The organism is Nocardioides sp. Z13_37 (assembly GCF_058355585.1).
Window position 1 is genome coordinate 715,579 of record NZ_JBZGDV010000001.1, and the last position, 25,012, is coordinate 740,590.

Sequence of the window (25,012 nt, forward strand, 5' to 3'; positions counted from 1 at the left end):
GGCCCGGATCGAGTCGCTCAACGGGCACAGCACGATCGAGAACCCGCACCTGCTCACGATCGAGGAGGGCTAGTCGTGTTGTCGCGCGTCATGCCCAGGTGTTGGTGGGCCCTCGACCCTCAAACAGAGGCGCCGCCACGACAACCAGCTGTGGCGGCGCCTCACCCTGCCACCTGACAGGAAGGACCTACCGATCAGTCGACGGTGAGCACTCGGTTGGCCCGGACCTTTCGGTAGTGCCGCACCTCACCGCCGGCCAGCGTCACCCGAACATCGACCTGCGGCAGCCGGCCGAGTCCGGCGTGTACCCGCGGCTCGACGCCACCCGCGTACCCCGTCGTCGCCACGATGTAATGGGTGCCCATCAGGGCTGTGTCCCTGCCCAGGCCGCCGGGGCGGTAGATGTCTACTCGCGCTCCGATCGCGGCAGCTGGCACCGTGCCCTCTACCCGCAGCCAGTTGTTGCGTGCCGGGGCCGGGAGGTGCTCGCCGGACTCGTTGCGCAGCAGGCGGGAGGGGAGGTCCGGGAACCACTCGGCGAGGAAGAGGTCCATGCGGCCGTCGCGGTCGTAGTCCAAGGTTGTGCCGGTTCCCCAGTAGCGGTACATGCCGAGACCCTCCCAACCGGACTGCTCGGGCGGGGTGGTCCGCTCCTCGGGAGCCAAGCCTTCGGGATTGGCGAACTGTGGCAGGCCGTCCCGGACGCCGAGCGAGCGGAACACAGCTGGCTTGGTGCCATCTCCCACCGAGGTGGCCGCCACAATGTCGAGCCAGCCGTCGTTGTCCATGTCCACGAGCTCGACGTGCGGAGCCCGGGTGTGGATCGCGCCGAGCCCGACGTCGGCGCCGATCTCTCGGAACATTGGCCCGCCGTCCGCTCCTAGCCCCCGGTGCAGATACACCCGGATCGACTGGCCGTCAGCGAGCAGGCTGCTGGAAGCCGGTGTCCCTTCGATGTGCTGGCCGAGCACCAAGTCAGGCAGCCCGTCTCGGTTGAGGTCGCCGACGGCGATGCCCCCGGATTCGTCGCCGCGACTGCGAGTCTGGAAAGTGATCGCGCTCGAGTCGGTCTCGCGGAAACCTTCGTCACCGCGGTTCACGAAGATCCTCGCGGCACCGCTGTCCAAAATGCCTGCCGCGGTGGGCTCGCTGCGCTGGGATCCGGAGAGCAGCAGGTCCGGCAAGGCGTCGCCGGTGAGGTCGACGGTGGCCACCGCCAGACCGGTGAGCCCGGTGGTGGGCAGCCCTGCTTCCGCGGTCACGTCGGTGAAGGTCAGGTCGCCGTCGTTGCGCAGCAGCACGCTGGAGTCGTTGCCGTAGTACCGATCGTTGACGAAGAACAGGTCGAGGTCGCTGTCCCCGTCGTAGTCGAGCACTCCGACGTGCCGCATGGTGCGCTGCCCGAAGAGTTCCTGGGCCACGGTGAACCTTCCCCCGTCGTTCCGCAGGATCATCGACGGCATCGAGTAGGCGCCGGTGGGGTCGTTCGCCTGGACCACGCCGTTGCGGGACAGCACCATGTCGTTGTCCCCATCACCGTCTAGATCGACGATGGCGCCGCCCGTCGTGCGGCCGACGAAGGCAGGGAAGTGCGGGTCGGCTGTGAACCCCGTCGGGCCGCCGAGCAACAGGCGGTCTGGAGACCGTCCTGGTGAGTTGCGAACCTGATAGTCCACGTCTGGTCGATCGCCGAAGGTGCCCACCACGAGATCGGTCCAACCGTCGGCGTTCACGTCGCCGGCCAGGGCAGCGTGTCCGTACATGCCGAGCAGGGGATCCCAGAGTCCCGCCTGATGGGTCGTCTCGGTCAAGCTGACCGGTGTGCTCCGCCTGTCCGGTTCAGCTGGGCTGGCGCCCGCGGGATTGGAGGTCGCGGTGAGGCCCGCGGCGAGGATCGTCAACGCGAACGTCGCGGTCGAGGTTCTACGCATCTGCCTGGTTCCTATCTGCGTGCCAGGCCCGCCGAGACGGGCACACGCCATCGAGTGGTTTCAGTAGATGGAATTCGAATTTCAAGAATGAGCCGGCAGAGGTCTATCAGTACTGTGCTGCGGCGTCAACAGTCTGGTGGTTCACGCCTCTCGCTCCCTCCGGATGGCCCGCGGGCGTACGACGCTGTCCTTCCAGGGAAGGGACGGGCCACTGGGGAGGCGCGGAGCGGTTCGTCGGTTGATGAGCAAGCAGGTGTGGGTTCGGGGTGGCGGGCCAGGCGCTGAACCGGCTCTGGACGGTTTGCGGCGACTGGAATGTCGCGGCAGTCGCGCTGGAGCCGGCCGTCGACGATGTCGTGGTCGCCAACGCGATCAGGCCGCGGTCGAGCGCACGCTCGACCAGATGAACGCCGAGCAGCTGCGGTCGCTCGCGATCGCCCTGGCCACCCAGGTCAACGCCGCCGAGGCCGCCACCGGCGGTCGCGGTCGGTGAAGGCTGATCTGGTGAAGCGCGCGGATCGTGCTGCTGGCCGCCGACGGGGTGAGCAACCAGGAGATCGCGGCTCGGGTGGATGCCTCGCGGACGACGGTGGTCCAGTGGCCCAATCGCTACGAGGCCGCCGAGCGCAAGGTCAGCCACAAGACGGTGGATCGTGCGTGGAAGGCGTACGGGATCAAGCCGTGGAAGGCGCCACGACCCTGTTTGCGCCCTCGAGATCGCCACCGGCCAGGTGACCGCGTCACTCAAGCCCAAGCACCGCCACCAGGAGTTCCTCGCGTTCTCGCGCCAGATCGAGCGGACCTACCGCGACGCCGTCGACGAGCACGGGCAGCCCGTCGAGCTGCACCTGGTGATGGACAACTACGCCGCCCACAACTACAAGAACGTCCGCGACTGGCTCGAAAAGCACCCCCGGTTCACGGTCCACTTCACCCCCGACCCACGCGTCGTGGAGGAACCTCGTCGAGGTCTGGTTCGGCCTCGTCGAGCGCCAAGCCGTGCGACGACTCGCGGTTCCGGCGCTCGCGAACTGCCCATTGACTTGCGTGTCGGGCGCACACTACGTTTTGCGGAACGATCATTCCATCTAGTAGAACGCGGTGGTTATCCGATGCGCTCGAGGATCACGATGGGAGCGGGGCTTCTTCTCTCCCTGTCTCTGTTCGCAGCCTGCTCGCCGACCGGCGGCTCCACGGACGATGCCGGCGGCCCCGCGGACGGCGAGGTCCGGTTCCTGATCGCCGAGAACTTCTGGGCCGACTGGACGCCCTATGCGAGCACGGCGCAGAGCCAGCACCGCCTGAGCCGCCAGATCTACGACACCCTGATGGACTTCCCGAGCGGTCGGCTGGACGCTCCGGAGCCGATGCTGGCGACGTCCTGGGAGCAGGTCGACGAGCGCACCTGGGAGTTCGAGCTTCGCGAGGACGTGACCTTCCACGACGGTCAAGAGTTCGGGTCCGACGATGTGAAGGCGTCGTTCGAGTGGGCGTCGGGCGCCACGGGGGAGGAGTCGATCCTCGTCGACCGCTGGGTCCCGACCCAGGTCGAGGTGGTCGACGATCACACGGTCCGGCTGGTCACCGAGACACCGCTCGCCTCGATCTTCGACGCGATCCGGCAGACCCCGATCATCGCGGCGAAGGACGTCGCGGCGGGAGCCGACGCGATGGCCTCCGAGCCGAACGGGACCGGTCCCTTCAAGCTGGAGAAGGAGACGCCGACCAAGAAGACGATGGTCGCCAACCAGGACTACTGGCGTGACCCGGCAGCCATCGACACCCTCGTGTGGGAGTACGTCGGTGACGGGCAGACGAGGGTGAACGCGCTCAAGGCCGGCCAGGCCGACGTGATCGACCGGGTCCCGGCCGAGCACCACGAGAGCCTGGCGTCCACCGGCGGCATCGCCGTGGAGTCGATGACCGCTGCGGAGCAGGTCAACCTGTGGTCGATCCCCGGCCGCGTGGCCGCCTGGGACGAGAACCCCGATCTGCGGCGCGCCGTGATGCTGGCCATCGACCGGGCGTCGCTGACCGAGAACCTCGTGCAGGGCGAGAGCCGGCCGGCGATGAGCCACATGCCCAGCGAGACCCTGTACTACGTCGAGAACCAGCCGGGCTACGAGCAGGACATCGAGGAGGCCACCCGGCTGGTCAAGGAGTCCGGTGCCGAAGGGCTCGAGTTCGAGATCTGGGCCGCTCCCGGGTTCCTGCCCGCGGCGGACAAGGTCGGCCAGGCGGTCGTGGCCATGCTGGAGAAGGTCGGGCTCAAGCCGAAACTCGTGACCGCGGACGTCGCAGGGCTCGTGGACGACTCCACCAAGAAGAATGGCACCGGCCTGCTCTACCACATCAGCTGGGCGAGTGGCGGTGAGCCGGCCTCCGCCGTCGGCATCTACACCAGCGCCAATCGCTGGCACCTGACCGACCCGACCGTCGACGAGCTCGTCTCCGAGGGCAAGCGGACGGTCGACCCGGCGGAGCGCGAGAGCGTCTATGCAGAGCTTCAGGCGCGGCTGTGGGAGACGCTGCCGTCGCTGCCGCTCTACTACAGTGACTTCACGATCGCCCAGTCCGAGAAGGTCGAGGGGCTGCAGATCCTGCCCAACTACGACACCTACTTCTACCCGGCCACCCTCGGCGAGTAGTCGGCACCCACCGATGCTGTCACTGATCCTGCGCCGGGTGGCACAGATGATCGCGGTCGCCCTGGCCGTCGTAGCGCTCGTGTTCTTCCTGCTGCGACTGGCCGGCGACCCGGCCCGGCTGTTGAACTCCGCCGACGCCTCGGAGGCGACCATCGCGGCGACCCGCGAGCGGCTCGGGCTCGACGATCCCGTGATCGTCCAGTTCTTCCGCTTCCTGGGTCAGGTGCTCCGCGGCGATCTGGGTAGCTCCTACCTCGGCGGGTATGACGTGAGCTCCATCGTCTTCGGCGCGCTGCCCAACACGATCATGCTGGCCATCGCCATCATCGCGTGCTCGACCGTGCTGTCGCTGGTGCTCGGGATCTCCTCGGCCCTGGCCGCGGGGTCCTGGTGGGACCGATGCGTCCAGGTGTACGTCGCCCTCGCGCAGGCGACGCCGAACTTCTGGCTGGCAGTGATCCTGGTGCTGATCTTCGCGGTGAACCTCGGCTGGCTTCCCGCTGTCGACTTCACCGGCCCGGTCAGCTTCGTCCTCCCCGTGACGACCATGACGGTGGTGCTCACCCCGATCCTGATCCGGACCGTGCGGCAGTCCTTCCTTGAGACGCTGGACCAGGACTACGTCCGGGCGGCGCGGGCCCGCGGGATCGCATCCCCCCGGATCGTCGGCATCCACGTGCTCAAGGTGGCCTCACTGCCCCTCGTCACGCTGATCGGGATGCAGCTCGGCGTGGTGCTGGCCGGCTCCTACGTCATCGAGGTCATCTTCAACTGGCCGGGCATCGGCAAGCTGGCCGTCGACTCCCTCAACTCCCGAGACTTCCCGATGGTGCAGGGAGCTGTGCTGGTCGCCGCGGTCACCTTCGTCCTGGTCAACTCGCTGGTCGACCTGACCTACAGCGTGCTCGACCCGCGCGTACGAGCGGAGAACACCTGATGAGCGCCCTGATCGAGCAGGCGGAGGGAGTGGCCGCGCCCGCCACCACCGGCACCCGGCAGCGCGGGGCACCGCGGGGACTGCGGCTAGTGGGCTGGATCGGCATCGTGGCCCTGCTCCTGGTGGCCGCGCTGGCCCCGTGGCTGGCGCCCCACGACCCGCACGCCCAGGACATCGCCGGCACCCTGCGCCCGCCCGTATGGGACGGCGGCACCTGGTCGCACCCGTTCGGCACCGACTCCCTCGGCCGCGACGTGCTGTCCCGGATGCTCCTGGGGGCCCGCTCGTCGGTGGTGATCAGCGTCTTCGCCATGCTCCTCGGGGCCAGCCTGGGCGTCGTCACCGGGATGGCGGCCGGCTTCCTGGGCAGGGTGGTGGACACGGTGCTCATGCGCCTGGGAGACGTCCAGCTGGCACTGCCGTTCATCCTCGTCGCCATCGTCGTGCTCGGGATGATGACCGATCGGCGGCCGATCCACCTGATCCTAGTCCTGGGTCTCCCCGCGTGGATCGTCTACGCCCGGGTGGTGCGTAGCCGGGTTCTCGCCGAGCGCTCGCAGGACTACGTGCTGGCCGCGCGGACGCTGGGTGCCAGCCGGCTGCGGCAGATGACGACCTACGTGTGGCCGCAGGTCCGGTCGGTGGTCCCCCCGGTGGCGCTGGTGGACCTGAGCCACCTGATCATCATGGAGTCGACGCTGAGCTTCCTCGGCTTCGGCCTCACGGCACCGGCGGTCTCCTGGGGGCAGATCCTCGCCGAGGGGCGACAGAACATGGAGAGCTCGCCGTGGCTCCCGGTGCTGCCGGGCGTGGCCATCATGCTCGCCGTGCTCGCGATCAATCTGGCCGCCGAGCCACGGGAGCGCCGCCGCCGGTCCGGCCGGACCCGCCGTGCCGCCGCCCGTGCCGCCCGCGAGGCGACCGGTCGACCGGGTGCGCCCGCCGGCCCCGACATCGACATCGATGCCGACGTGGTGTTGGCCGTCCGCGACCTGCGTGTGGAGTTCCCGGGGCGCGACGGACGACCGGTGCAGGCCGTGCGCGGCGTCTCCTTCCAGGTGCGGCGTGGCCGGATCGTCGGCATCGTGGGAGAGAGCGGCTCGGGCAAGTCGGTCACCGCCTACGCCGTGATGGGGCTGCTCTCCGGCGGCGGAGCCATCACCGACGGCGCTGTCCGGTTCGACGGAGTCGACCTGGTCGGCGCCTCCGAGGCGAGTCTTCGGCCCCTGCGTGGACGTCGGCTGGGGATGATCTTCCAGAACCCGTCCAGCTCGCTGAACCCTGTCCTGACCGTCGGCTTCCAGCTCGTCGAGGCCCTCCGGAGCGCCCAACAGGTGTCGAGGTCGGAGGCGGTCGCGCGGTCGGTCGAGGCGCTCCGCCAGGTGGGCTTCGGCCATCCGGAGAACGTGATGGCGCAGCATCCGTTCCGCCTGAGCGGTGGGCAGAACCAGCGGGTGATGATCGCGATGACGATGCTGACGGCTCCGGACCTGCTCCTGGCCGACGAGCCGACGACGGCGCTGGACGTGACCACCCAGGCGCAGGTCCTCGACCAGATCGCCTCGATGCGCGACGACCTGGGCACCAGCGTGGTGCTCATCTCCCACGACCTCGGGCTGGTGGCCGAGGTGGCCGACGAGATCGTCGTCATGTACGCCGGCGAGGTCTGTGAGTCCGGACGCACCGAGGACGTGCTGGCGAGTCCGGCGCATCCGTACACCCGTGCGCTGCTGGCCTCTGCTCCTGGGGCCATCCGATCCACGGACGGCGTGCTGGCGACCATCCCCGGCGACCTGCCGGATCCGGCGACGACCCGGCAGGGGTGTGCGTTCGCCGACCGCTGCCCAGCGGCGATGACCATCTGCCGCAGTGTCGCCCCATCAGCCGTGGACTATGCGCCGGACTGGACGGTGTCCTGCCACCTGCACGCGCCGGAGAGCGAGAGCGAGCAGACGAAGGGGAAGGTGGGACTGCGATGACCCCCCTGCTCGAGCTTCGAGGAGTGGACTCCCGCTACACCGTGCGGCGTGGCCTGCGCGCGTCGGTCACGGTGCACGCGGTGAACGATGTGGACCTGACCATCCAGCCGGGAGAGACCTTGGGACTGGTCGGCGAGAGCGGTTGTGGCAAGTCCACGCTCAGCCGCACCATCCTGCGACTGAAGAAGCACACGGCGGGCGACATCCTGTTCGACGGGCGGCCGGTGCAGGAGATCGACGAGGCGGCCTACCGGCAGCAGGTGCAGATGGTGTTCCAGGACCCCTACGCGAGTCTTCCGCAGCACATGAAGGCCGGCCGGATCGTCGCGGAGCCGATGCTCATCCATCGCACGGTGAGCGACAAGTCGGCCGCACTTCGCCGGGCCGCCGAGCTGATGCGCGACGTCGGGCTGCCGGTCGGCACCGCTGACAAGCTCCCGGGACAGCTGAGCGGCGGACAACGTCAGCGCGTGGGCATCGCCCGCGCGTTGGCGCTCGATCCGTCGCTGATCGTCGCCGACGAGGCGGTTTCGGCGCTCGACGTGTCGGTCCAGGCGCAGATCCTGAACCTGCTCGCCGAGCTCCAGCGCGAGCGAGGGCTCGCCCTGTTGTTCGTCTCCCACGACATCGACGTGGTGCGGTTCCTGTGCCAGCGGATCGCTGTGATGTACCTGGGCAGGATCGTGGAGGTGGGGCCGGCTGGGGCGGTGCACGATCGGCCCCTGCATCCCTACACCCGGGTGCTGATGGACGCCGTGCCCACCATCGCCCGGCGCGGTCGGCCACGGATCGAGGTGCGCGGCGACGCGCCGGACCCACTCGATCCACCCACCGGCTGTGCCTTCCACCCGCGCTGTCCCTTCGCGCAGGACATCTGCCGCACCGAGCGGCCGGCGCTCACTGCGCGGGCCGGCGGCGGCATGGCCGCGTGTCACTTCGGGCCCGAGGAGCTGGCGTCGATGGAGGCGCGAGGCGACACCGGGAGTGCCACGGCAGACACGCTCGGGCGGGTGCGCTGATGGCGTCGGTGACAGGTGGCTCGGCTCCGGTCGGCGTGGCCGTCGTCGGCCTGGGGTTCATGGGGACGCGGTGGGTGCGGGCTCTGGCCGATCACGACGGCGCTCGGGTCGTGACGGTCTGCGACGTCGACGCTGAGCGAGCGAGGAGGGTCGCCGACGCCTGCGGAGCACGGTGGGCCACCGGGCTCGACGCCCTGGCCGACCCAGGGGTGGACGCGGTCGTGGTCTGCACGCCCGACCACCTGCATCGCGATGCCGCGCTCGAGGCGATCCGGCTCGGGCTCCCGGTCGCGGTCGAGAAGCCCTTCGCGCACGACGTCGCGACGGCCGAGGAGATCCGGGACGCCGCGGCAGCCACCGGCGTACCGGTCCTGGCCGGTCACATCCTCCGGTTCGAGCCGCGCTACGCGGCGGCCCGGGCGGCGGTCGCGGACGGGCGGATCGGTCGCGTCCTGGCGATCCGCAGCGAGCGGATCGGACTGCTCGCGGACCAGCAGGTGCTGGGAGGCCGGGTCAGCGTCCCGCTCTACTACGGCACCCACGAGATGGACATCGCCCGGTGGTTCGCCGGGGACATCGCCGCGGTCGACGCGGTCTGTAGCGGTGGTGTGCTGCGCTCCCAGGGCTTCGACGTGGACGACCTGTACTCGGTGTGCTTGAGATTCGCCTCGGGCGCCCACGGGACCTCGATGCTGGGCTGGGTGCTGCCGGACGCGTCCCTGGGCGCCGGACTGACCGGCTTCAGCGTGATTGGGGAGCACGGCTACCTGACCATCGACCAGGGCGGCACCGGGCTGTCCGTCCAGGGGGCGACGGGCCCGGTGCCGGTGGACAGCTGGTACGCGCCCACGATGCACGGGCGGATGTCCGGAGCGATCGGCTACCAGGTCCGCCATCTCGTGGAGGTGGCGCGTGGCGAGCGCGAACCCCTGTGCAGCGCCGTCGACGGGACGGAGGCGGTCAGAGCCGCCCTCGCCATCGAGCGATCGGCACTGAGCGGAACCCGCATTCGACTGGAGGAGACAGCACGATGAGAGAGATCCTGCTGGCGATCGGCGGCAAGCGCCTGCCGGCCGCCGACGGCGCGACCATGGACGTCCGCAGCCCCGCCACCGGCGAGCTGGTGGCGCGGATGTCGTGTGCGTCCCCGTCCGACGTGGACGCCGCCGTCACCGCCGCGTGGGAGGCGACCGCGGCGCTGGCCGAGCTCGGTCCGCGGGGCCGGGCGCGGCTCGCCGTCCAGGTGGCCGATCTGCTCAGCGAGCAGCAGGAGTCCATCGCGCGAGACCTGGCCGCTGAGCAGGGCAAGCCGATCGTCGAGGCCAGGGGGGAGGTCGCGGCGGCCGTGGAGATGTGGCGCGACGCCGCCGAGCTGGTCCGCCATCGCACCGAGGAGATCCTGCCGAGCGACGATCCGGCCCGCGCGATCGTCGTACGACGCCGGCCGCATGGGGTGCTCGCGGTGGTGACCCCGTGGAACTTCCCGGCCACGATCCCGACCGAGTACCTCTGCGCCGGGCTCGCGATGGGCAACGCCATCGTGTGGAAGTCCTCGGAGCTGACCCCGGTCACCGCCGACCGGATCCTACGGTGCATCGAGGAGGCCGGGTTCCCGGCAGGAGCGGTCAACCTGGTGACGGGCACCGGCGGCTCGGTGGGGGCGGCGCTGGTCGGCCATCGCGGTGTCAGCGCTGTCGGCTTCACCGGAAGCCCGGAGACCGGTGAGGCCATCTCCCGGTCGGCGGGCACGAAGCCCCTGCTGCTGGAGCTTGGTGGCAACAACGCGACGGTCGTCCTGCCGGAGACCGACATCTCCCGGGCGGCGGAGGCGCTCGCCGAGGCGGCCTTCGCCAACGCCGGCCAGATCTGCAGCTCCACCGAGCGCATCCTGGTGCACGCGTCGATCCACGACGACCTGCGTGACGCGCTGGCGCAGGCCGCGAGGAATCGCCGCGTCGGACCGTCGCTGGACGAGACGACCCAGATGGGTCCCCTGAACAACGCGGCAGTCCTGGAGAAGGTCCAGCGGCACGTGCGCGAGGCACTGGACGGCGGTGCGGTGGCCGTGGCGGGCGGGCGGCGTCTCGAAGGAGCCGCGACCGAGCTGTTCTACGAGCCGACCGTGCTCAGCGGCGTACGTCCGGACATCGAAGCCTTCACCGAGGAGACCTTCGGCCCGGTCGCGATGCTGGTGCCCTTCGCCGACGACGCGCAGGCCGTGCGGATGGTCAACGACCACCGGCTCGGCCTGATCGCCGGGATCATCGGCGACGACATCGACCGGGCTCTCGAGATCGGACGGCGGCTCGAGGTCGGCATGGTCAACGTCGACGCGGTGGCGACCGCCTGGCAGCCGCACACGCCGTTCGGCGGATTCTCCGGCCGGCGCAGCGGCGTCGGCCGGCTGGGCGGCGCCTACACGCTGGATGCGCTCAGCCAGCTCCAGACGTTCGTGCTGCCCGCGAGGAGGCTGCCATGAGCGGGCACGTACTGGGCGAGCTGACCACCGAGGACATGGCCGCGGCCGACTTCCGGATCGCGATCGTCCCGGTCGGTGCGGTGGAGCAGCACGGCCCGCACCTCTCGGTGCTGACCGATGCGCGGATCGCCGAGCGGTTCGCGCAACTGCTGGCCGAGCGGCTCGGCGGGACGGCGCTCCTGTGTCCGCTGCTCCCGTACGGCCTGTCCGAGCACCACGCGGCCTTCGCCGGGACGGTGACGCTGCGGCCGGCCACCTTCATCAGCCTGGTCGGCGACATCATCGACTCGCTGGCGGCTCAGGGGTTCGACAAGGTCGTCGTGGTCAACGGGCACGGCGGGAACATCGAGGCTCTGTCGCTGGTGGCGCGCGATCAGCGCGTCCGCAACCGGGTCCGGGTCGGCTCGCTGATGTGGGCGAGGCTGGCCCACGACGTCTGTGCCGAAGGCACCGCGGGTGCCGCCTACGGGCACGCCTGCGAGAACGAGACGTCCCTGGCGATGGTGCTTGCCCCCGAGCTGCTCCGCCCGGACCGGGTGCGGACCCCGGAGGGCGCCCGTATCGACGTACCGCACGCGATGCCGCCGCGCGCGCTCGTGGACACCGCCTACGCCTTCGACGAGCTTACCGTCGACGGCGTGTGGGGAGATCCGCGCGCGGCCAGCGTGGGGCGCGGTGAGCGGATCCTCAGCACGGCGCTGGAGCGCGCCGAGGAGTACTGCCGCGCTCTGGCGGAAGAGTCCCCGCCCGCCGGCTGACGGCACCCCCCGCAGCCCGGGCACGAGCGGGGGCCCGCCGGCCCTGAGCACCGCGATCCTCAAGTCGATCGAGTCAATCGAGCAACTCCAGATGAAAGGAACGTCATGGCAGTAAGACGAACCGTCGGCCGCATCCTCGGCCCCGCCCTGTGTGTGGGGATGGCCGCGACGGCCGTGCCCACCGCCGCCGCCGAGGTCGATGACCCCGCGGCGCCGACGGAGTCCGTCCTGGTCGACCAGACGCGGGAGAAGGGGCTGTGGGAGCCCCTGCTGGGCATGTTCGCCCACACCGCCGCGTCCGCGGACGTGAACGGCGACGGCCATCTCGACCTGTACGTCGGGGGCTTCTACCAGCAGATGCCCTGGGACGAGTTCTTCCGGTTCGGCACCCGCGGGGCCACCGAGATCTCGCCCGACCGGCTGTTGCTGGGTGGGCCGGACGGCTTCACCCCGGACGACACCTTCCCCGAGCTGCGCGACGGCAACTCGAGCGGCAGCTCCTTCGCCGACTTCGACGACGACGGCGACCTGGACCTCCTGGTGAGCCAGTACTACCCCTACGAGTACGTGAACAACGTGCCGCCGCCGACCAACGGCCAGAGTGTCGTCGTCCTGGAGAACGTGGACGGCAGCTTCGCCGAGCCGCGCCGGGTCGCGCCCGAGATCGGCGCGCGCACCGTCGCCGTGGCCGACTACGACGCCGACGGCAACCTCGACTTCTTCGTGGTCGAGGACATCTACTACCAGGCCCAGCTCGGCCCGTCGTCCAGTCGGCTCTACCTCGGCAACGGCGATCTCACCTTCGAGGAGGCCACCGCCGACTCGGGCCTGCCGGCCGACCTCAGCGGGCTCGGCGCGTCGGCGACCGACCTGAACGGCGACCACGCACCGGACCTGTTGATCAGTGGGACGCTGCGCAAGCAGTCCGACCCCACCGGCGCCGCCACCCACGGCCGGGCACGGCTGTTCGTCAATGACGGCTCCGGGGGCTTCACGGAGGCCGACGCGAGCATGTTCACCATGCGCACCGGCGGCTGGAACGACGAGTCCGCCGGGATGGCCGTCGCCGACCTCAACCGCGACGGCCGGCCGGACGTGGTGATCGGCGCCCACCCCTATCCCGGGCTGACCACGGTGTGGCCGCAGCCGATCCACATCTACCTCAACGAGGGCAACGACCCCGACGGCAACCCGCGCTTCCGCGACGTGACCGCGGAGACCGGCATCGGCGCGATCGACAGCAAGTCCGCGCACATCACGCTGGCCGACACCGACCAGGATGGCTGGCTGGACATCGTCTCCGGCGTCTCCGTCAAGGACGGCACCACGCCGGCGGTGTTCAAGCACCTGGGCGTCTCCGACGGCGTTCCGCAGTTCGCCACGCCTGCCGGACTGGGTTCCGAGCGGGTGCCCACGCCCGAGATCAGCCAGTGGGAGAACGCCAAGATTCCCCGCTACTGGCCGACCGGCGTGAACGGCGACTTCGACCGCGACGGCGACGTCGACTCGTTCATGGCGGAGTGGTTCCCGGAGCTGCCCTCGCGCTACTTCGACAACCGCACCGAGCGCAACGGCAACTGGCTGACCATCAAGCTGCCCACCACCGACCTGGCCCCCGGCACGACGGTGCGGATCTACGACCGTCCCGGCAACCGACCGAAGGCCCGCAACCTGGTCTACAGCCGTGAGTTCACGCCCAACGAGAGCTACGGCGGCGGCGTCCCGTACGAGCTGTACGCCGGGGTCGGCGACGCTCGGGTGGTGGCGGTCGAGCTGATCGCCCCGCACACCGGTGAGCGCACGCTGCTCAAGGCGGTCCGCACCAACCGTGAGGTGACGGTGACGTTGCCGTGATCCCCACCGTCACACTCGCCGTCCTCGGACTGGGGCACGAGACCAACACCTTCTCCTCGCAGAAGGCCGACCTGGCGCTGTACCAGGACGGCGGCCTGCACCGCGGAGCGGAGCTGGTCGCCCACCACGGGGATGCTCAGACGACGTTCGCCGGGTTCCTGGAGCCCGACGGGCTCGAGTCGTCGGTCCGGCTGGTGCCGCTGGTCAGCGCCTGGGTCAACCCCCGGGGACCGATCACGGCCGAGGCGTTCGCCGCCATCGTGGGCGAGATGATGACGATGCTCGCCGAGCAGGGCCCCTTCGACGGGGTCCTGCTCGGCCTGCACGGAGCTGCCGTCGCCGACGGCTGCGCCGACGCGGACGCCGAGATCACCAGGAGGGTCCGCGAGGTCGTCGGCGGCGACGTGCCCGTGGGCGCGGTCGTCGACATGCACGCCAACCTGTCCGAGGCGATGGTCTCGAACCTCGACGTCCTGTTGCCGTACCAGACCAATCCCCACGTGGACGCCCGTGCACGTGGCCGGGAGTGCCGCGAACTCGTGCTGGAGATCATCCGGTCCGGGCAGCGGCCTGGCCTGGCCCTGGAGCGGCTGCCGCTCGTCGTCGGTATCACCAGCCAGGACACCGCCCACGGGCCGATAGCGGATCTGCTCGCGATCGCCGCCGATCTGGAGGCGGAGGACGGCGTCCTGGACTGCAGTCTCGTCGAGGGCTTCCCCTACGCCGACGTGCCCCAGATGGGGATGTCGGTGGTCGCGTGCCATCGTGAGGGGCCGGACGCCGCGGGCGACGTCGCCCGTCGCCTGGCCCGCGAGGTGTGGAGCCGACGGGAGGAGCTGCGCGGCGAGGGCGTGGCCATGGACAGCGCGATCGACCGGATCCTGGCGCATCGCGACGAGCGACCGATGCTGGTCCTCGACGTCGGTGACAACGTCGGCGGGGGAGGCCCGGGCGACTCCACGGTGCTGCTCGCCGAGCTGGTACGCCGCGAGGTCGGCGAGGTGACCGTAGTGATACACGACCCGGTGGCCGTGGCCGCGCTCGACGCCGCCACGACGGGCGAGCAGGTCGAGGTCGAGGTCGGCGGCCGCAGCGTCGAGCAGGAGGGCCGCCCGGTCGCGCTGCGGGCCCACCTGGTCGGGCGCTCCGACGGCCGCTACGAGGAGCCGCGGATGGCGCACGGAGGGCTGCGGTACTTCGACGCCGGCAAGATGGTCGCGCTCCGCGACCGAAGCGGCGTACTGATCGTGGTGACCTCGAAGCTGGTGCAGCCGATCACGCCCGCGCAGCTGACTGCGGTCGGCCTGGACCCGTCGCGACTGCGCGCCATCGTCGCCAAGGGCGTCAACGGCCCACGGGCCGGCTACGCGCCGGTCTGCGGCGAGGTGCTGGTCGTCGACACGCCGGGGATCACCCGGCTGTCCGTCCACGAGTTCAGCTACTCCCACCGCACGCGCCCCATGTACCCCTACGAGCCGGAGGCCAGCTATGTCTGAGTCGTCCCTTCCCTTCCGACAGGGAGCCACCACCACCACCGAGCGCGCCAACGGAGCGGTGAACATCGGGGAGGGACCGGTACCCCACCTGTATCCCCCCGCGGTCCGCGCCGGAGACTTCGTCTTCGTCTCCGGGCATGCCTGCGTCGACGAGAGCGGGGCCTACGACCCCCGGCCGTTCGCGGAGGAGATGTCCTTCGCGATGGGCAAGGTCGCGCAGGCCCTGGCCCTGGCTGGCTCCGGGATGGACGACGTGGTCCAGGTGCGTGCCTACCTCGGGGATCCGCGTTACAAGGACGAGTACAACGCGCTGTTCCCGACCTTCTTCAGCCGCCCCGGCGCGGCCCGGACGACGATCCAGCAGTGCCTGGGCGAGATCAAGTTCGAGGTGGACGTCGTCGCGTACTCGCCGCGACGCCAGCCCCCGGACCCGACCTAGCCGGTGTGCGTGCCACCGCCAACCCACCCAAGGAACAGAAGGACTGAGATGCCGAACACCTCATGGCCCGCCTCGGCAGAGGCATGGGAACGAACCAAGCGTTCAGTGGGGGGAGGTGTATCCACCGGGCTGCGCGCACAGATGAAGCCGCACCCCCTCTTCTTCAGCGGAGGAGCCGGCGCTCGGCTGACCGATCTCGACGGGCACGACTACCTTGACTACGTGCTCGGCTGGGGGCCGGTGATCCTGGGGCACGGCCACCCGGGCCTGACCGAGGCGGTCGCCCGGCAGATCCCGCGGGGGGCGACTTACGGGGCGGGTCACTTGCTCGAGCCGGAGGTGGCCGAGCAGGTGCTTGCCCGGATCCCGGGGGCGGAGCGGCTGCTGTGGACCAACACCGGCTCCGAGGCCGCACAGGTCGCGCTGCGGCTGGCGCGGGCAGCCACGGGCCGCCGTCGCTATGTGCGGTTCGCCGGGCACTACCACGGTTGGTCCGACCCGTTCCTGGTCGGCTACCGTCCCGGTGCCGACGGAGAGCTGGGGCTGGGCAGTCTGGGCCAGCCCGCCAGCGTCCTGGACGACGTGGTGATCGTGCCGTGGGGCGATCTGGAGTCCGTGCGCAGGGTGCTGACCGATCCCGACAACGACTGCGCGGCGGTCTTCTGCGAGCCGGTGCTCTGCAACTCCGGGGTGCTGGAGCCGCCTCCGGGCTTCCTGGCCGGCCTCCGCCGGCTGTGCGACCAGAGCGGCACGGTCCTGGTCTTCGACGAGGTGATCACCGGCTTCCGCATCGACCCCGGAGGAGCGGTGAGTCGGTACGGCGTACAGCCGGACCTGATCACCCTCGCCAAGGCGATCGCCGGCGGCTACCCGTTGGCCGCCGTCGCGGGCTCGGCCGAGCTGATCGACCAGACCCAGCGCGGCGTGGTGCACGCCGGCACCTACAACGGCAACCCGGTGGTCCTGGCCGCGGCCGGCGCCACCCTCGAGGCGCTGTCCGCCCCCGGCGTCTACGAGTCGTTCGAGCGGCTCGGCGCGAGATTGGCCGACGGGCTGCGCTCCGCCTTCGCCGAGCACGGTCTGAGCGCGTCCGTACGCCAGGTGGGCCCGGTCCTCCAGTGCTCGCCCGGCGTGAGCGCCGCGGACACCTTCGACGGGTTCCTGGCCACCGACCAGGAGTTCTACGACCGGCTGACGGTACAGCTTCTGGGACGAGGGATCTTCGTGCTGCCCGGCGGCCGGTGGTATCTGTCGACCGCCCACACCGAGGCTCACATCGACCAGACCCTGGAGGCGTTCGCCGAGGCGCTGGCGGCGACGGTCGCCCAGCAGCCCGCGGCTCTGGCCGGATCCAGGAAGGGGGCCTAGGCATGCGCATCACCGCGATCGAGGTCGACGGTGCTCGGCGGTACGCGGCCGTGGAGGGCGACGTGCTACGTCTGTTGGGAACGACAGAGGCTCCCGCCCGCGACCTGGTGTCGGCCGCGTCCGCCACCCCCGGCGACGTGCTGCCCGGGAACGCCCGACGCCTGGTCCCGGTGACGCCGAGGAAGATCGTCGCGGTCGGGTTGAACTACCTCGACCACGTTCGGGAGACTGGCATGGCCCTGCCAGCAGAGCCGCTGCTGTTCTCCAAGTTCCCGTCGACCGTGATCGGCGACGGTGATCGGATCCGGTTCGACCCCGGTCTGGCCACGCGGGTCGACTGGGAGGTGGAGCTGGGTGTGGTGATCGGACGCACCGCCCGCCGGGTGAGCGAGGAGGAGGCGCTCTCGCACGTGCTCGGCTACACGGTCGTCAACGACGTCTCGGCCCGGGACCTGCAGTTCGCCGACGGCCAGTGGACCCGCGGCAAGAACCTGGACACCTTCTGCCCGGTGGGCTCGGAGGTGGTGACCGCCGACGAGGTCCCGTCCCCTCAACGGCTGCGGATGGGGACCGACGTCAACGGGGAGCGGGTGCAGGACTCCTCGACCGCGGAGATGGTGTTCTCCGTCGCTCGCATCGTCGCCCACTGTTCCCGCTCCTTCACCCTGGAGCCGGGGGACCTGATCCTGACCGGCACGCCCTGGGGCTGTGGGGAGTTCATGACGCCGCAGCGGTCGCTGCGCCACGGTGACCAGGTGACCGTCTGGGTGGAGGGCATCGGCACCGTGACCAACACGGTGGACGCCGAGGCGCGCGCCGGATGAGGGGAGGACGGAGTGGGTCGCGCGGGCCCTCGGGACTTTGGTCCTCTGTTTCACCAGGCGGAAGTGAGGTACCATTCACGATGCGAGTCAACGTGTGAAGGACGTGGCGACGATGAGTGGTGACTCCGATAGCGGGACGACGGCGTATCCCATTCGGGCGGTGGACCGGGTCTGCGACATCCTGGACACGCTTGCGAACAGCCAGGACGAAGTCTCGCTGTCCGAGCTCGCAGGGGCGACCGGCATGCCGAAGAGTTCGACGTTCCGGTACCTCACCGCGCTCGAGGTCAGGCACTACGTCGAACGCTGTGACGACCGCGCGAGCTACCGTCTCGGACCGGCCTTCCGTCCGCAGGACACGAGAGGGCTCGAGAAGCTCGCGGAGCTGGCCAAGCCCGCGCTGGACAGGCTGCGCGACCAACTGGGCGAGACCGCCAACCTCGGTGTCCTCGACGGCGGATCGATCGTGCACACGGTGGTCTCCGAGTCGCCCCACATGATGCGGTTGGCCGCTCGGGTCGGTGAGCGCGGCGCCGTGCATTCCACGGCGCTGGGCAAGGCGATCTGCGCCAGTCTGCCGGAGCACCAGGTGCGCACCATCTTGCAGATGGCGGGCATGCCGGCGGCGACCGAGACGACGATCACCGACCCGGACCGCTACCTCGAGGAGCTGGCACGGACCCGCGAGCTCGGCTACGGCGTCGACGAGGGTGAGAACCAGGCGTCGGGCCGATGTGTCGCGGTGGCGATTGAGGATCTGTCGTTCCCGGCCGGAGTCAGCATCAGTGCTCCCAACGATCGGCTCCCGGTCGATCGGATCCCCGAGGTGGCCCGCAGTCTGGCGAAGGTGGCCCGGGCGCTCGGCAACCAGATGCGAGGCTAGGCGACTAGGACGCGCGGCGAACGTTCCACAGGAGGGAAGTCAGGTGTCAGTGGACATCGATCTCGTCGGTCGAGCACCGGACCTGTCGGAGTTGGTCGACTCCCTGCGCGAGGGGCAGGTGATCGTCGATCCCGATCGGATGGCGGACTATCGATGGGACCGCGCGAACGATCTGGATGCAGGTGTCCCGCTCGTGGTGGTGCGTGCGGAGTCGACGGACGACGTCCAGGTCGCCGTCCGGTTCGCAGCTGCACACGGCATCGCCATCGTCCCCCGCGGCGCGGGATCCGGCCTCTCCGGCGGCGCTTCGGCCGTCGACGGCTGCATGGTCATCGCCACGGAGCGCATGCGCGACGTCGAGATCGATCCACAGACGTCGACCGCCACGGTGGGGCCTGGCCTGTTCAACGCCGAGGTCAAGGCGGCCGCCGCCGAGCACGGGCTCTGGTATCCCCCTGACCCGGCGTCCTTCGAGTTCTGCAGCATCGGAGGCAACGTCGCGACGAACGCTGGGGGGCTGTGCTGCGTCAAGTACGGGGTCACGACCGACTACGTCCTCGGCCTGACGGTGGTTCTCGCCGACGGCGTCGCAGTCGACCTCGGTGGGCCGCGCCTCAAGGATGTCGCGGGATTGTCGCTGACGAGGCTGTTCGTGGGCAGTGAGGGGGCCCTGGGCATCATCACGCGGATCGTGCTGCGACTCGTCCCGGCACAGCGGGCCCCGGCCACGGTCGTCGCGACCTTCCGGTCCCTCGATGCCGCGACCGACACGGTCCTGGACATCACGCGCGCGATGCGTCCCTCGATGCTGGAGTTCATGGACAACACCTCCATCAACGCTGTGGAGGACGTTGCGCGGATGGGGCTCGATCGCTCCGCCGCCGCGATGCTCGTGATCCAGTCCGACGAGCCGGGGCCCCACGCTGCCGACGAAATCGCGCGGATCGAGGAGATCTGCGCCGGACACGCCGCGGACGAGGTCTACTCGACGGACGATCCCGAGACGGGCGAGCAGTTCGTCGGCGCACGTCGCATGGCTGTCCCGGCCGTCGAGCGGCTGGGCTCCCTGCTGCTCGAGGACGTCGGCGTACCGGTGCCGCAACTGGGATCGTTGGTGCGCGAGGTCGAGAGGATCAAAGCGGAGCGAAAGGTACTCGTCGCCGTGATCGCCCATGCCGGCGATGGCAACGCCCATCCCCTGATCGTGTTCGACCCTGCTGACCCTGAGGAGGTGGCCCGAGCGCAGCTCGCGTACGGCGACATCATGGACCTCGCCATGACCCTCGGCGGCACGATCACCGGCGAGCACGGGGTCGGTCGGCTCAAGAGGCCCTGGCTCGGCGCTTACCTCGGCCCGGAGGCACTCGCCCTCAACCAGCGGATCAAGAGCGCCCTGGATCCTGCCGGCATCCTCAATCCGGGGGCTCTGCTGTAACAGTGCTTGTTCAACAAGTCGTAAGAACTGTCAAGATTCGCAGCGAAGTCTGGAAACTCGACCTCGTTGTTGAACAACTGGGGTTATGTCGGGCCGACGGCGGTGGTTCCTGGTCGATCGCGCGATGAGGGGGATGCCTGTGTCCAGGGAGCGCGCGCTCAGCTCGCCGGACACGGAGAGGTCCTCGGCGGTGAGGGCGGGCTGCTCGACGTCCTCAGGTAGCGGGTCGCGCCTCGTGACCAGCGCGGCGTAGGTTCGCGGAGTGAACACCTGGCACAGCCGGGAGCGCCCGGAGCCTTGTCGCTGCCATCGGCCGCGTGGTCCGAGGGCGAGGTCTGCGCCGAGCAATGCCCGAGGGCGCGGATCCAGAGTTTGGGATCTACCTGCTCGCCGAACGGCCACCACCCGTACCTTGGGAGAGTCGATGGGTCCGCTGGCCAGACTTTCGGCTGCCCGCCGACCGCCGCGACGCTGAGGACGCAATGCGCGAGGCCTCGCGTCGTTCGGCATCGGAGCGGGTCGAGATCGCGTGCACGGGCGGCAGCGACAGGACAGGAACCGCTCTAGCCTGCACCTCCGTGCTGGACGGCGTACCCGCCACTGAGGCCGTCGCCTATGTCCGTGCGCGTGAACGACCACCGTGCCGTCGAGACTCCTTGGCAGCGTTGGTAGGTCCGCCGTTTCGCACGTGCTGCCGCTCCCCAGTAGCGGATCCGCTTGCGGTTTCGTGGCGCGGCGGCGCACCCTGCGGCTTTGACTCCTCCGCGTGGTCTATGGCCGCAAGTCTCGAAGGCCGACACGGAACCCTTCGCACCTAGGTGTATCGGTGAGGTTGGTCAGGCGGCTGATCGGCGCTGATCCTCCGATTGCGGGGTGGGGCCGGTGGTGGTTGTACTGGTGGAGCCATGCTGGCAGAGCTGCTCGGCGGGCTGATTCGGAGTTGTAGAACTTCTTGAATGCCCAGCCTTGGGCCATGGTGCGGTGGAAGCGTTCGATCTTGCCGTTGGTCTGCGGCCCGTAAGGACGGGTGCGCTTTGGAGTGATCCCGAGGTCGGCGCAGGTGTCGCGCCATAGGAAGCTTCGGTAGGCCGACCCGTTGTCGGACAGGACGCGTTCGACGATCACACCGCGGGCGGCGAACCAGGCCACGGCGCGGTGGAGCACACCGGCAGCGGTCGCGGCGGTCTCATCGTCGTGGATCTCGGCGTAGGCGACGCGGGAGTGGTCATCGATCACGGTGTGCACGAACGCGGTGCCCATCTTGGCGTGGTGCCACTGGTTGCGTGGCTTGCCCGGCGGTGCCTGCCTGTTGTGGCGTCCTTGCTGCCGTCCGACGTAACGCCAGCCACCACCATCGGGGACGTTGCCGAGCTTCTTGACGTCGACGTGGGTCAGGGAGCCGGGGTGGTCGTGTTCGTAGCGGCGGATGGGTTCACCGGTGGCTCGGTCGACGTGGGTGAGGCGGTTGAGCCGGCACCGGACCAGGACCTTGTGGACCGTCGAGGGAGCCAGACCGACCCGGTCGGCGATCTGCACGGGTCCGAGCCGGTGCTTCCAGCGCAGGTGCACGATCTTGCGGACCATCGGTTGGGGGACGCGGTTCGGCGAGTGATGTGGGCGTGAGGACGCATCACCCATTCCGTCCGGTCCGAGCTGGCGGTAGCGCTCGGCCCACCGCTTCGCGGTCGGCCAGGACACGTCGTACCGCTCAGCAGCTGCGCGCAGGGCGGTGTGACATCGCTTCCACAGCCCGGAATCCGCTGGGCGCGGGCGCTCCGGGGTCGCACACTGGTGCCGTGCTGGGCATCACCGACCTCCCGACCTACCTGGTCGGGCTCATCCTCATCATCCTGCTGCCGGGACCGAACTCGATCTACGTCCTGTCCGTCGCCGCGCGCCGCGGCGTGCGGAGCGGGTACGCCGGCGCGGCGGGCGTGTGGACGGGCGACGCGGTGCTGATGACCCTGTCGGCCGCGGGGGTCGCCTCGCTGCTCCAGGCCAACCCGGCGGCGTTCGCAGTGGTGAAGTGGGCGGGCGCGTCCTACCTGCTGTGGCTGGCGGTCGGGATGCTGCGCACCGGCTGGACGACCTGGCGCTCGCGCGTACCCGTCGCCGAGCAGATCGCCGACGCGGCGCAGGAGGCCGGCGTCGAGCCGCAGGCACGGGGCGAGCGCCCCTACCGGCGCGCGCTGGTGATCAGCCTGCTCAACCCGAAGGCCATCTTGTTCTTCGTCGCGTTCTTCGTGCAGTTCGTCGACCCCGCCTACGCCCACCCGGTGGTCTCGTTCCTGGTGCTCGGCTCGCTGGCGACGCTGGCCAGCGCGACCTACCTCAGCGTGCTGATCTTCGCCGGCAGCCACCTCGCCGCGGCGTTCCGGCGGCGGCGGGCGCTCTCGGCGGGCGCGACGTCGGCCGTGGGCGCGGTGTTCGTCGGGTTCGCCGTCAAGCTCGCCCTCGCCTCGGCCTGACGCCGGGCGAGGGACCGGAGGAAACCCGGCGTCGCGCGGTGTCGTATCCCGGTCACGCCGTTCGTGGTAGGGGTGAGAGGCCGTCCGACAGGGGCGGCCACCGACAACGGGAGACCGACATGCACTACCTCCTCAGCGTCATCGGCGACACCGACAACCCCGCCGACGACTCCGCGCCCGGCGCGATCGACGCGTTCAACGACCGGATGCGGGCCGAGGGCCGCTGGGTCTTCGCTGGCGGCCTCACCGAAGCGCACGACGCGACCGTGACCGACAGCCGTGGCGGCGAGCCGGTGTTCAGCGACGGGCCCTTCGTGGAGTCCAAGGAGTTCCTCGCCGGCTTCTGGGTGCTCACCGCCGACGACCTCGACGCGGCGCTCGCGCTGTCGGTCGACGCCTCGCGCGCCTGCCACCGCAAGATCGAGGTCCGCCCCTTCGGCGGCGTCGCCTGACCCGTGGCCGATCCCGACGCCGACGCCGACGCTGACGCCGACCGGGTCCTCACCCGGGTCCACCACGACGAGTGGGCCCGGGTGGTCGCCGCCCTAGCGCGGCGCTTCGGCGACCTCGACGTCGCGGAGGAGGCCGCCGCCGAGGCGTTCGCGACCGCCGTCGAGCGGTGGCGGGTCGACGGCGTGCCCCCCAACCCGGGCGCCTGGCTGACCACCACGGCCGGCAACAAGGCGCTCGACCGCCTGCGCCGCGAGGGCAGGCGCGAGGCCAAGCAGAGGCAGGCCCACATGCTCACCGACCAGCACGCCGGACCCCCCGAGCCCACCGGAGCCGTCGCGGACGAACGGCTGCGGCTCCTCTTCACCTGCGCGCACCCCGCGCTGGCGCCGGAGGCGCGCGTCGCCCTCACCCTGCGCCTGGTCGGCGGACTCACCGTCGCGGAGATCGCGCGCGCCTTCCTGGTGCAGGAGACGACGGTCGCGCAGCGGATCACCCGCGCCAAGTCCAAGATCCGTGCCGCGCGCATCCCGTGGCGGGTGCCGGACGCCGCCGACCTGCCCGCCCGGGTCGACGGCGTTCTTGCGGTGCTCTACCTCGTCTTCAACGAGGGCTACCTGGCCACGAGCGCCGACGCAGAGCCGGTGCGGGCCGACCTGACAGCGGAGGCGATCCGGCTGACGCGGTTGGTGCGCGAGCTGCTGCCCGACGACGGCGAGGTGGCCGGGCTCCTCGCCCTCATGCTGCTGACCGAGGCTCGTCGCGACGCCCGGGTCTCCGCCGGTGGCGAGCTGGTCACCCTCGACCAGCAGGACCGCGGTGCCTGGGACCGGACCCTCGTCGCCGAGGGGCACGCGCTGGTGCGGGAGCGCCTCGCCTCGGGCCGCGCGCCCGGGCGCTACCAGCTCCTCGCCGCGATCAACGCCGTCCACACCGACGCCGCCGACGCCCGCGACACCGACTGGTCGCAGGTCGTGGCCCTCTACGACCAGCTCGCGCGTCTCGACCCGTCCCCGATCGTGAGGCTCAACCGGGCGATCGCGGTCGCCGAGCTCGACGGCCCCCACGTCGCGCTGGCCCAGGTGGAGGCGGTGGCCGAGGCGCTGGCCGGCTACCACGCGCTCCACGCCACTCGCGCCGACCTGCTGCGCCGCATGGGCCGCAGCGCGGAGGCGCGCGAGGCCTACGACCGGGCGATCGGGCTGGCCGGCAACCGCGCCGAGATGGCGTACCTCACTCGCAGGCGGGACGAGCTGGCAGGCGCCGGGGGCGGGTGACCGGGCGGCTGGGACAATCGAGGCCGTGACCGCCCCGCGCCGCCCGAGCCTGCTGACCGACATCGGGGCAGCAGCACTGGCACTCGTGCTGGTGGGGATCGCCGGGATGCTCGGCAAGTGGCAGTACGACGCCTTCGAGGCCGACCGCGCGGCCGAGGCGCGCGACCTGACCGACGTCGCGCCGGTGCCACTGACCGACGTGATGGGCAACGACGACCCGTTCCGCGCCTCCGACCTCGGCCGCCCGGTCGAGGTGTCGGGCCGGTGGCTCGACGGCGGCTTCTGGGTCGCCGACCGCGAGGGGTCCGGCGAGCCCGGCTACTGGGCGGTGGCGCCGCTGCAGACCGGCGACGCCGCGGTGCTCGTCGTACGTGGGTGGGCGGCCGAGCCCGACCCCGACCTGCTCGCCGTGTCGGGCGAGGCCGAGGTGACCGGGTGGCTGCAGGCGCCCGAGGCGACGGTCGTCACCGACGACGACCCCGACGACGACGTGTTCCCCGAGATCCGCGTCGCCGACGCCGTCCAGCGCGTCGACGTCGACCTCTGGTCCGCGTTCATCATCAGCGACGAGCCCGGCCCCGGCCTCGAGGAGGCCGAGCTGGCGTCGCTGCCCGAGCCGAGCCGTTCGACCGGCATCCGCAATCTCCTCTACGCCGCCGAGTGGTGGGTCTTCGGGGCCTTCGCCGCCTACATCTGGTGGCGCTGGCGGCGCGATGCCACCGCTTCCGCTCCCGACATGCGCTCTCCGAGCGCTGGATAGGTTGACC

General features: G+C 70.5%; 19 protein-coding genes and 2 pseudogenes. 19 read left to right on the forward strand and 2 right to left on the reverse strand.

Going from position 1 to position 25,012, the window contains the following annotated elements; all coding sequences use genetic code 11:
- Window positions 1-194: 194 nt before the first annotated feature.
- On the reverse strand, window positions 195-1,931 hold the full coding sequence (locus tag AC4H2S_RS03375; RefSeq protein WP_491495542.1) for a CRTAC1 family protein: 1,737 nt from the start codon (window positions 1,929-1,931) through the stop codon (window positions 195-197).
- A 520-nt stretch (window positions 1,932-2,451) separates the two neighbouring features.
- Here AC4H2S_RS03375 and AC4H2S_RS03380 point away from each other — a divergent pair.
- The 15 genes and pseudogenes from AC4H2S_RS03380 to AC4H2S_RS03450 form a co-directional block, all read left to right on the forward strand.
- Window positions 2,452-2,538, forward strand: a pseudogene (locus AC4H2S_RS03380) (helix-turn-helix domain-containing protein); the annotation flags it as partial.
- A 523-nt stretch (window positions 2,539-3,061) separates the two neighbouring features.
- A complete protein-coding gene (locus tag AC4H2S_RS03385) occupies window positions 3,062-4,579 on the forward strand; it encodes an ABC transporter substrate-binding protein (protein WP_491495543.1) in 1,518 nt (505 codons plus the stop codon).
- 13 nt (window positions 4,580-4,592) lie between these two features.
- Window positions 4,593-5,516 (forward strand): ABC transporter permease, encoded by a 924-nt coding sequence (locus AC4H2S_RS03390; protein WP_491495544.1) that lies wholly within the window; start codon window positions 4,593-4,595, stop codon window positions 5,514-5,516.
- Window positions 5,516-7,495, forward strand: coding sequence for a dipeptide/oligopeptide/nickel ABC transporter permease/ATP-binding protein (locus AC4H2S_RS03395; RefSeq protein WP_491495545.1), 1,980 nt, complete (start codon window positions 5,516-5,518; stop codon window positions 7,493-7,495). The genes AC4H2S_RS03390 and AC4H2S_RS03395 overlap by 1 nt, the downstream gene beginning before the upstream one ends.
- On the forward strand, window positions 7,492-8,514 hold the full coding sequence (locus AC4H2S_RS03400) for an ABC transporter ATP-binding protein (RefSeq protein WP_491495546.1): 1,023 nt from the start codon (window positions 7,492-7,494) through the stop codon (window positions 8,512-8,514). The genes AC4H2S_RS03395 and AC4H2S_RS03400 overlap by 4 nt, the downstream gene beginning before the upstream one ends.
- Window positions 8,514-9,548 carry a Gfo/Idh/MocA family protein gene (locus tag AC4H2S_RS03405; protein ID WP_491495547.1) on the forward strand — a complete coding sequence of 345 codons (1,035 nt, stop codon included), beginning with the start codon at window positions 8,514-8,516 and terminating at the stop codon, window positions 9,546-9,548. Before AC4H2S_RS03400 ends, AC4H2S_RS03405 begins: the two co-directional genes overlap by 1 nt.
- Window positions 9,545-10,993 carry an aldehyde dehydrogenase family protein gene (locus tag AC4H2S_RS03410; protein ID WP_491495548.1) on the forward strand — a complete coding sequence of 483 codons (1,449 nt, stop codon included), beginning with the start codon at window positions 9,545-9,547 and terminating at the stop codon, window positions 10,991-10,993. Before AC4H2S_RS03405 ends, AC4H2S_RS03410 begins: the two co-directional genes overlap by 4 nt.
- Window positions 10,990-11,751 carry a creatininase family protein gene (locus AC4H2S_RS03415; RefSeq protein ID WP_491495549.1) on the forward strand — a complete coding sequence of 254 codons (762 nt, stop codon included), beginning with the start codon at window positions 10,990-10,992 and terminating at the stop codon, window positions 11,749-11,751. Before AC4H2S_RS03410 ends, AC4H2S_RS03415 begins: the two co-directional genes overlap by 4 nt.
- 105 nt (window positions 11,752-11,856) lie before the next feature.
- Entirely contained in the window at window positions 11,857-13,605 is a 1,749-nt protein-coding gene (locus AC4H2S_RS03420) for an FG-GAP repeat domain-containing protein (RefSeq protein WP_491495550.1), read from the forward strand.
- Window positions 13,602-15,101: a M81 family metallopeptidase gene (locus AC4H2S_RS03425; protein ID WP_491495551.1), complete on the forward strand. Its 1,500-nt coding sequence runs from the start codon at window positions 13,602-13,604 to the stop codon at window positions 15,099-15,101. Before AC4H2S_RS03420 ends, AC4H2S_RS03425 begins: the two co-directional genes overlap by 4 nt.
- Window positions 15,094-15,540 carry a RidA family protein gene (locus tag AC4H2S_RS03430; RefSeq protein ID WP_491495552.1) on the forward strand — a complete coding sequence of 149 codons (447 nt, stop codon included), beginning with the start codon at window positions 15,094-15,096 and terminating at the stop codon, window positions 15,538-15,540. Before AC4H2S_RS03425 ends, AC4H2S_RS03430 begins: the two co-directional genes overlap by 8 nt.
- Window positions 15,541-15,681: 141 nt before the next feature.
- Window positions 15,682-16,908 (forward strand): aspartate aminotransferase family protein, encoded by a 1,227-nt coding sequence (locus tag AC4H2S_RS03435; protein ID WP_491495553.1) that lies wholly within the window; start codon window positions 15,682-15,684, stop codon window positions 16,906-16,908.
- A 2-nt stretch (window positions 16,909-16,910) separates the two neighbouring features.
- Complete coding sequence (locus AC4H2S_RS03440; RefSeq protein ID WP_491495554.1) at window positions 16,911-17,732, forward strand: fumarylacetoacetate hydrolase family protein; 822 nt, start codon at window positions 16,911-16,913, stop codon at window positions 17,730-17,732.
- A 94-nt stretch (window positions 17,733-17,826) separates the two neighbouring features.
- Window positions 17,827-18,615 carry an IclR family transcriptional regulator gene (locus AC4H2S_RS03445; RefSeq protein WP_491495555.1) on the forward strand — a complete coding sequence of 263 codons (789 nt, stop codon included), beginning with the start codon at window positions 17,827-17,829 and terminating at the stop codon, window positions 18,613-18,615.
- A 49-nt stretch (window positions 18,616-18,664) separates the two neighbouring features.
- Window positions 18,665-20,050, forward strand: a complete 1,386-nt coding sequence (locus AC4H2S_RS03450; RefSeq protein WP_491495556.1) for an FAD-binding oxidoreductase — start codon at window positions 18,665-18,667, stop codon at window positions 20,048-20,050.
- Between the two features lie 771 nt (window positions 20,051-20,821).
- Here the strand turns inward: AC4H2S_RS03450 and AC4H2S_RS03455 are convergent.
- Window positions 20,822-21,784 (reverse strand): annotated as a pseudogene (locus AC4H2S_RS03455) (IS481 family transposase); the annotation flags it as partial.
- A 62-nt stretch (window positions 21,785-21,846) separates the two neighbouring features.
- Between AC4H2S_RS03455 and leuE the strand changes: the two are divergent.
- From leuE to AC4H2S_RS03475, 4 genes are all read left to right on the forward strand, one after another.
- Entirely contained in the window at window positions 21,847-22,518 is a 672-nt protein-coding gene (gene leuE / locus AC4H2S_RS03460) for a leucine efflux protein LeuE (protein ID WP_491495557.1), read from the forward strand.
- Between the two features lie 119 nt (window positions 22,519-22,637).
- Window positions 22,638-22,970: a YciI family protein gene (locus AC4H2S_RS03465; RefSeq protein WP_491495558.1), complete on the forward strand. Its 333-nt coding sequence runs from the start codon at window positions 22,638-22,640 to the stop codon at window positions 22,968-22,970.
- Between the two features lie 3 nt (window positions 22,971-22,973).
- A complete protein-coding gene (locus AC4H2S_RS03470) occupies window positions 22,974-24,245 on the forward strand; it encodes an RNA polymerase sigma factor (protein ID WP_491495559.1) in 1,272 nt (423 codons plus the stop codon).
- A 25-nt stretch (window positions 24,246-24,270) separates the two neighbouring features.
- The gene (locus AC4H2S_RS03475) at window positions 24,271-25,005 is read left to right on the forward strand and encodes an SURF1 family protein (RefSeq protein WP_491495560.1); all 735 of its coding nucleotides are present in this window, start codon (window positions 24,271-24,273) and stop codon (window positions 25,003-25,005) included.
- Window positions 25,006-25,012 lie beyond the last annotated feature (7 nt).

Excerpts from the sequence above, each read along its gene's own strand:
- AC4H2S_RS03375 (WP_491495542.1), bottom strand. The coding sequence starts at position 1,931 with ATGCGTAGAACCTCGACCGCGACGTTCGCGTTGACGATCCTCGCCGCG.
- AC4H2S_RS03385 (WP_491495543.1), top strand. The coding sequence starts at position 3,062 with ATGGGAGCGGGGCTTCTTCTCTCCCTGTCTCTGTTCGCAGCCTGCTCG.
- AC4H2S_RS03390 (WP_491495544.1), top strand. The coding sequence starts at position 4,593 with ATGCTGTCACTGATCCTGCGCCGGGTGGCACAGATGATCGCGGTCGCC.
- AC4H2S_RS03395 (WP_491495545.1), top strand. The coding sequence starts at position 5,516 with ATGAGCGCCCTGATCGAGCAGGCGGAGGGAGTGGCCGCGCCCGCCACC.
- AC4H2S_RS03400 (WP_491495546.1), top strand. The coding sequence starts at position 7,492 with ATGACCCCCCTGCTCGAGCTTCGAGGAGTGGACTCCCGCTACACCGTG.
- AC4H2S_RS03405 (WP_491495547.1), top strand. The coding sequence starts at position 8,514 with ATGGCGTCGGTGACAGGTGGCTCGGCTCCGGTCGGCGTGGCCGTCGTC.
- AC4H2S_RS03410 (WP_491495548.1), top strand. The coding sequence starts at position 9,545 with ATGAGAGAGATCCTGCTGGCGATCGGCGGCAAGCGCCTGCCGGCCGCC.
- AC4H2S_RS03415 (WP_491495549.1), top strand. The coding sequence starts at position 10,990 with ATGAGCGGGCACGTACTGGGCGAGCTGACCACCGAGGACATGGCCGCG.
- AC4H2S_RS03420 (WP_491495550.1), top strand. The coding sequence starts at position 11,857 with ATGGCAGTAAGACGAACCGTCGGCCGCATCCTCGGCCCCGCCCTGTGT.
- AC4H2S_RS03430 (WP_491495552.1), top strand. The coding sequence starts at position 15,094 with ATGTCTGAGTCGTCCCTTCCCTTCCGACAGGGAGCCACCACCACCACC.
- AC4H2S_RS03435 (WP_491495553.1), top strand. The coding sequence starts at position 15,682 with ATGAAGCCGCACCCCCTCTTCTTCAGCGGAGGAGCCGGCGCTCGGCTG.
- AC4H2S_RS03440 (WP_491495554.1), top strand. The coding sequence starts at position 16,911 with ATGCGCATCACCGCGATCGAGGTCGACGGTGCTCGGCGGTACGCGGCC.
- AC4H2S_RS03465 (WP_491495558.1), top strand. The coding sequence starts at position 22,638 with ATGCACTACCTCCTCAGCGTCATCGGCGACACCGACAACCCCGCCGAC.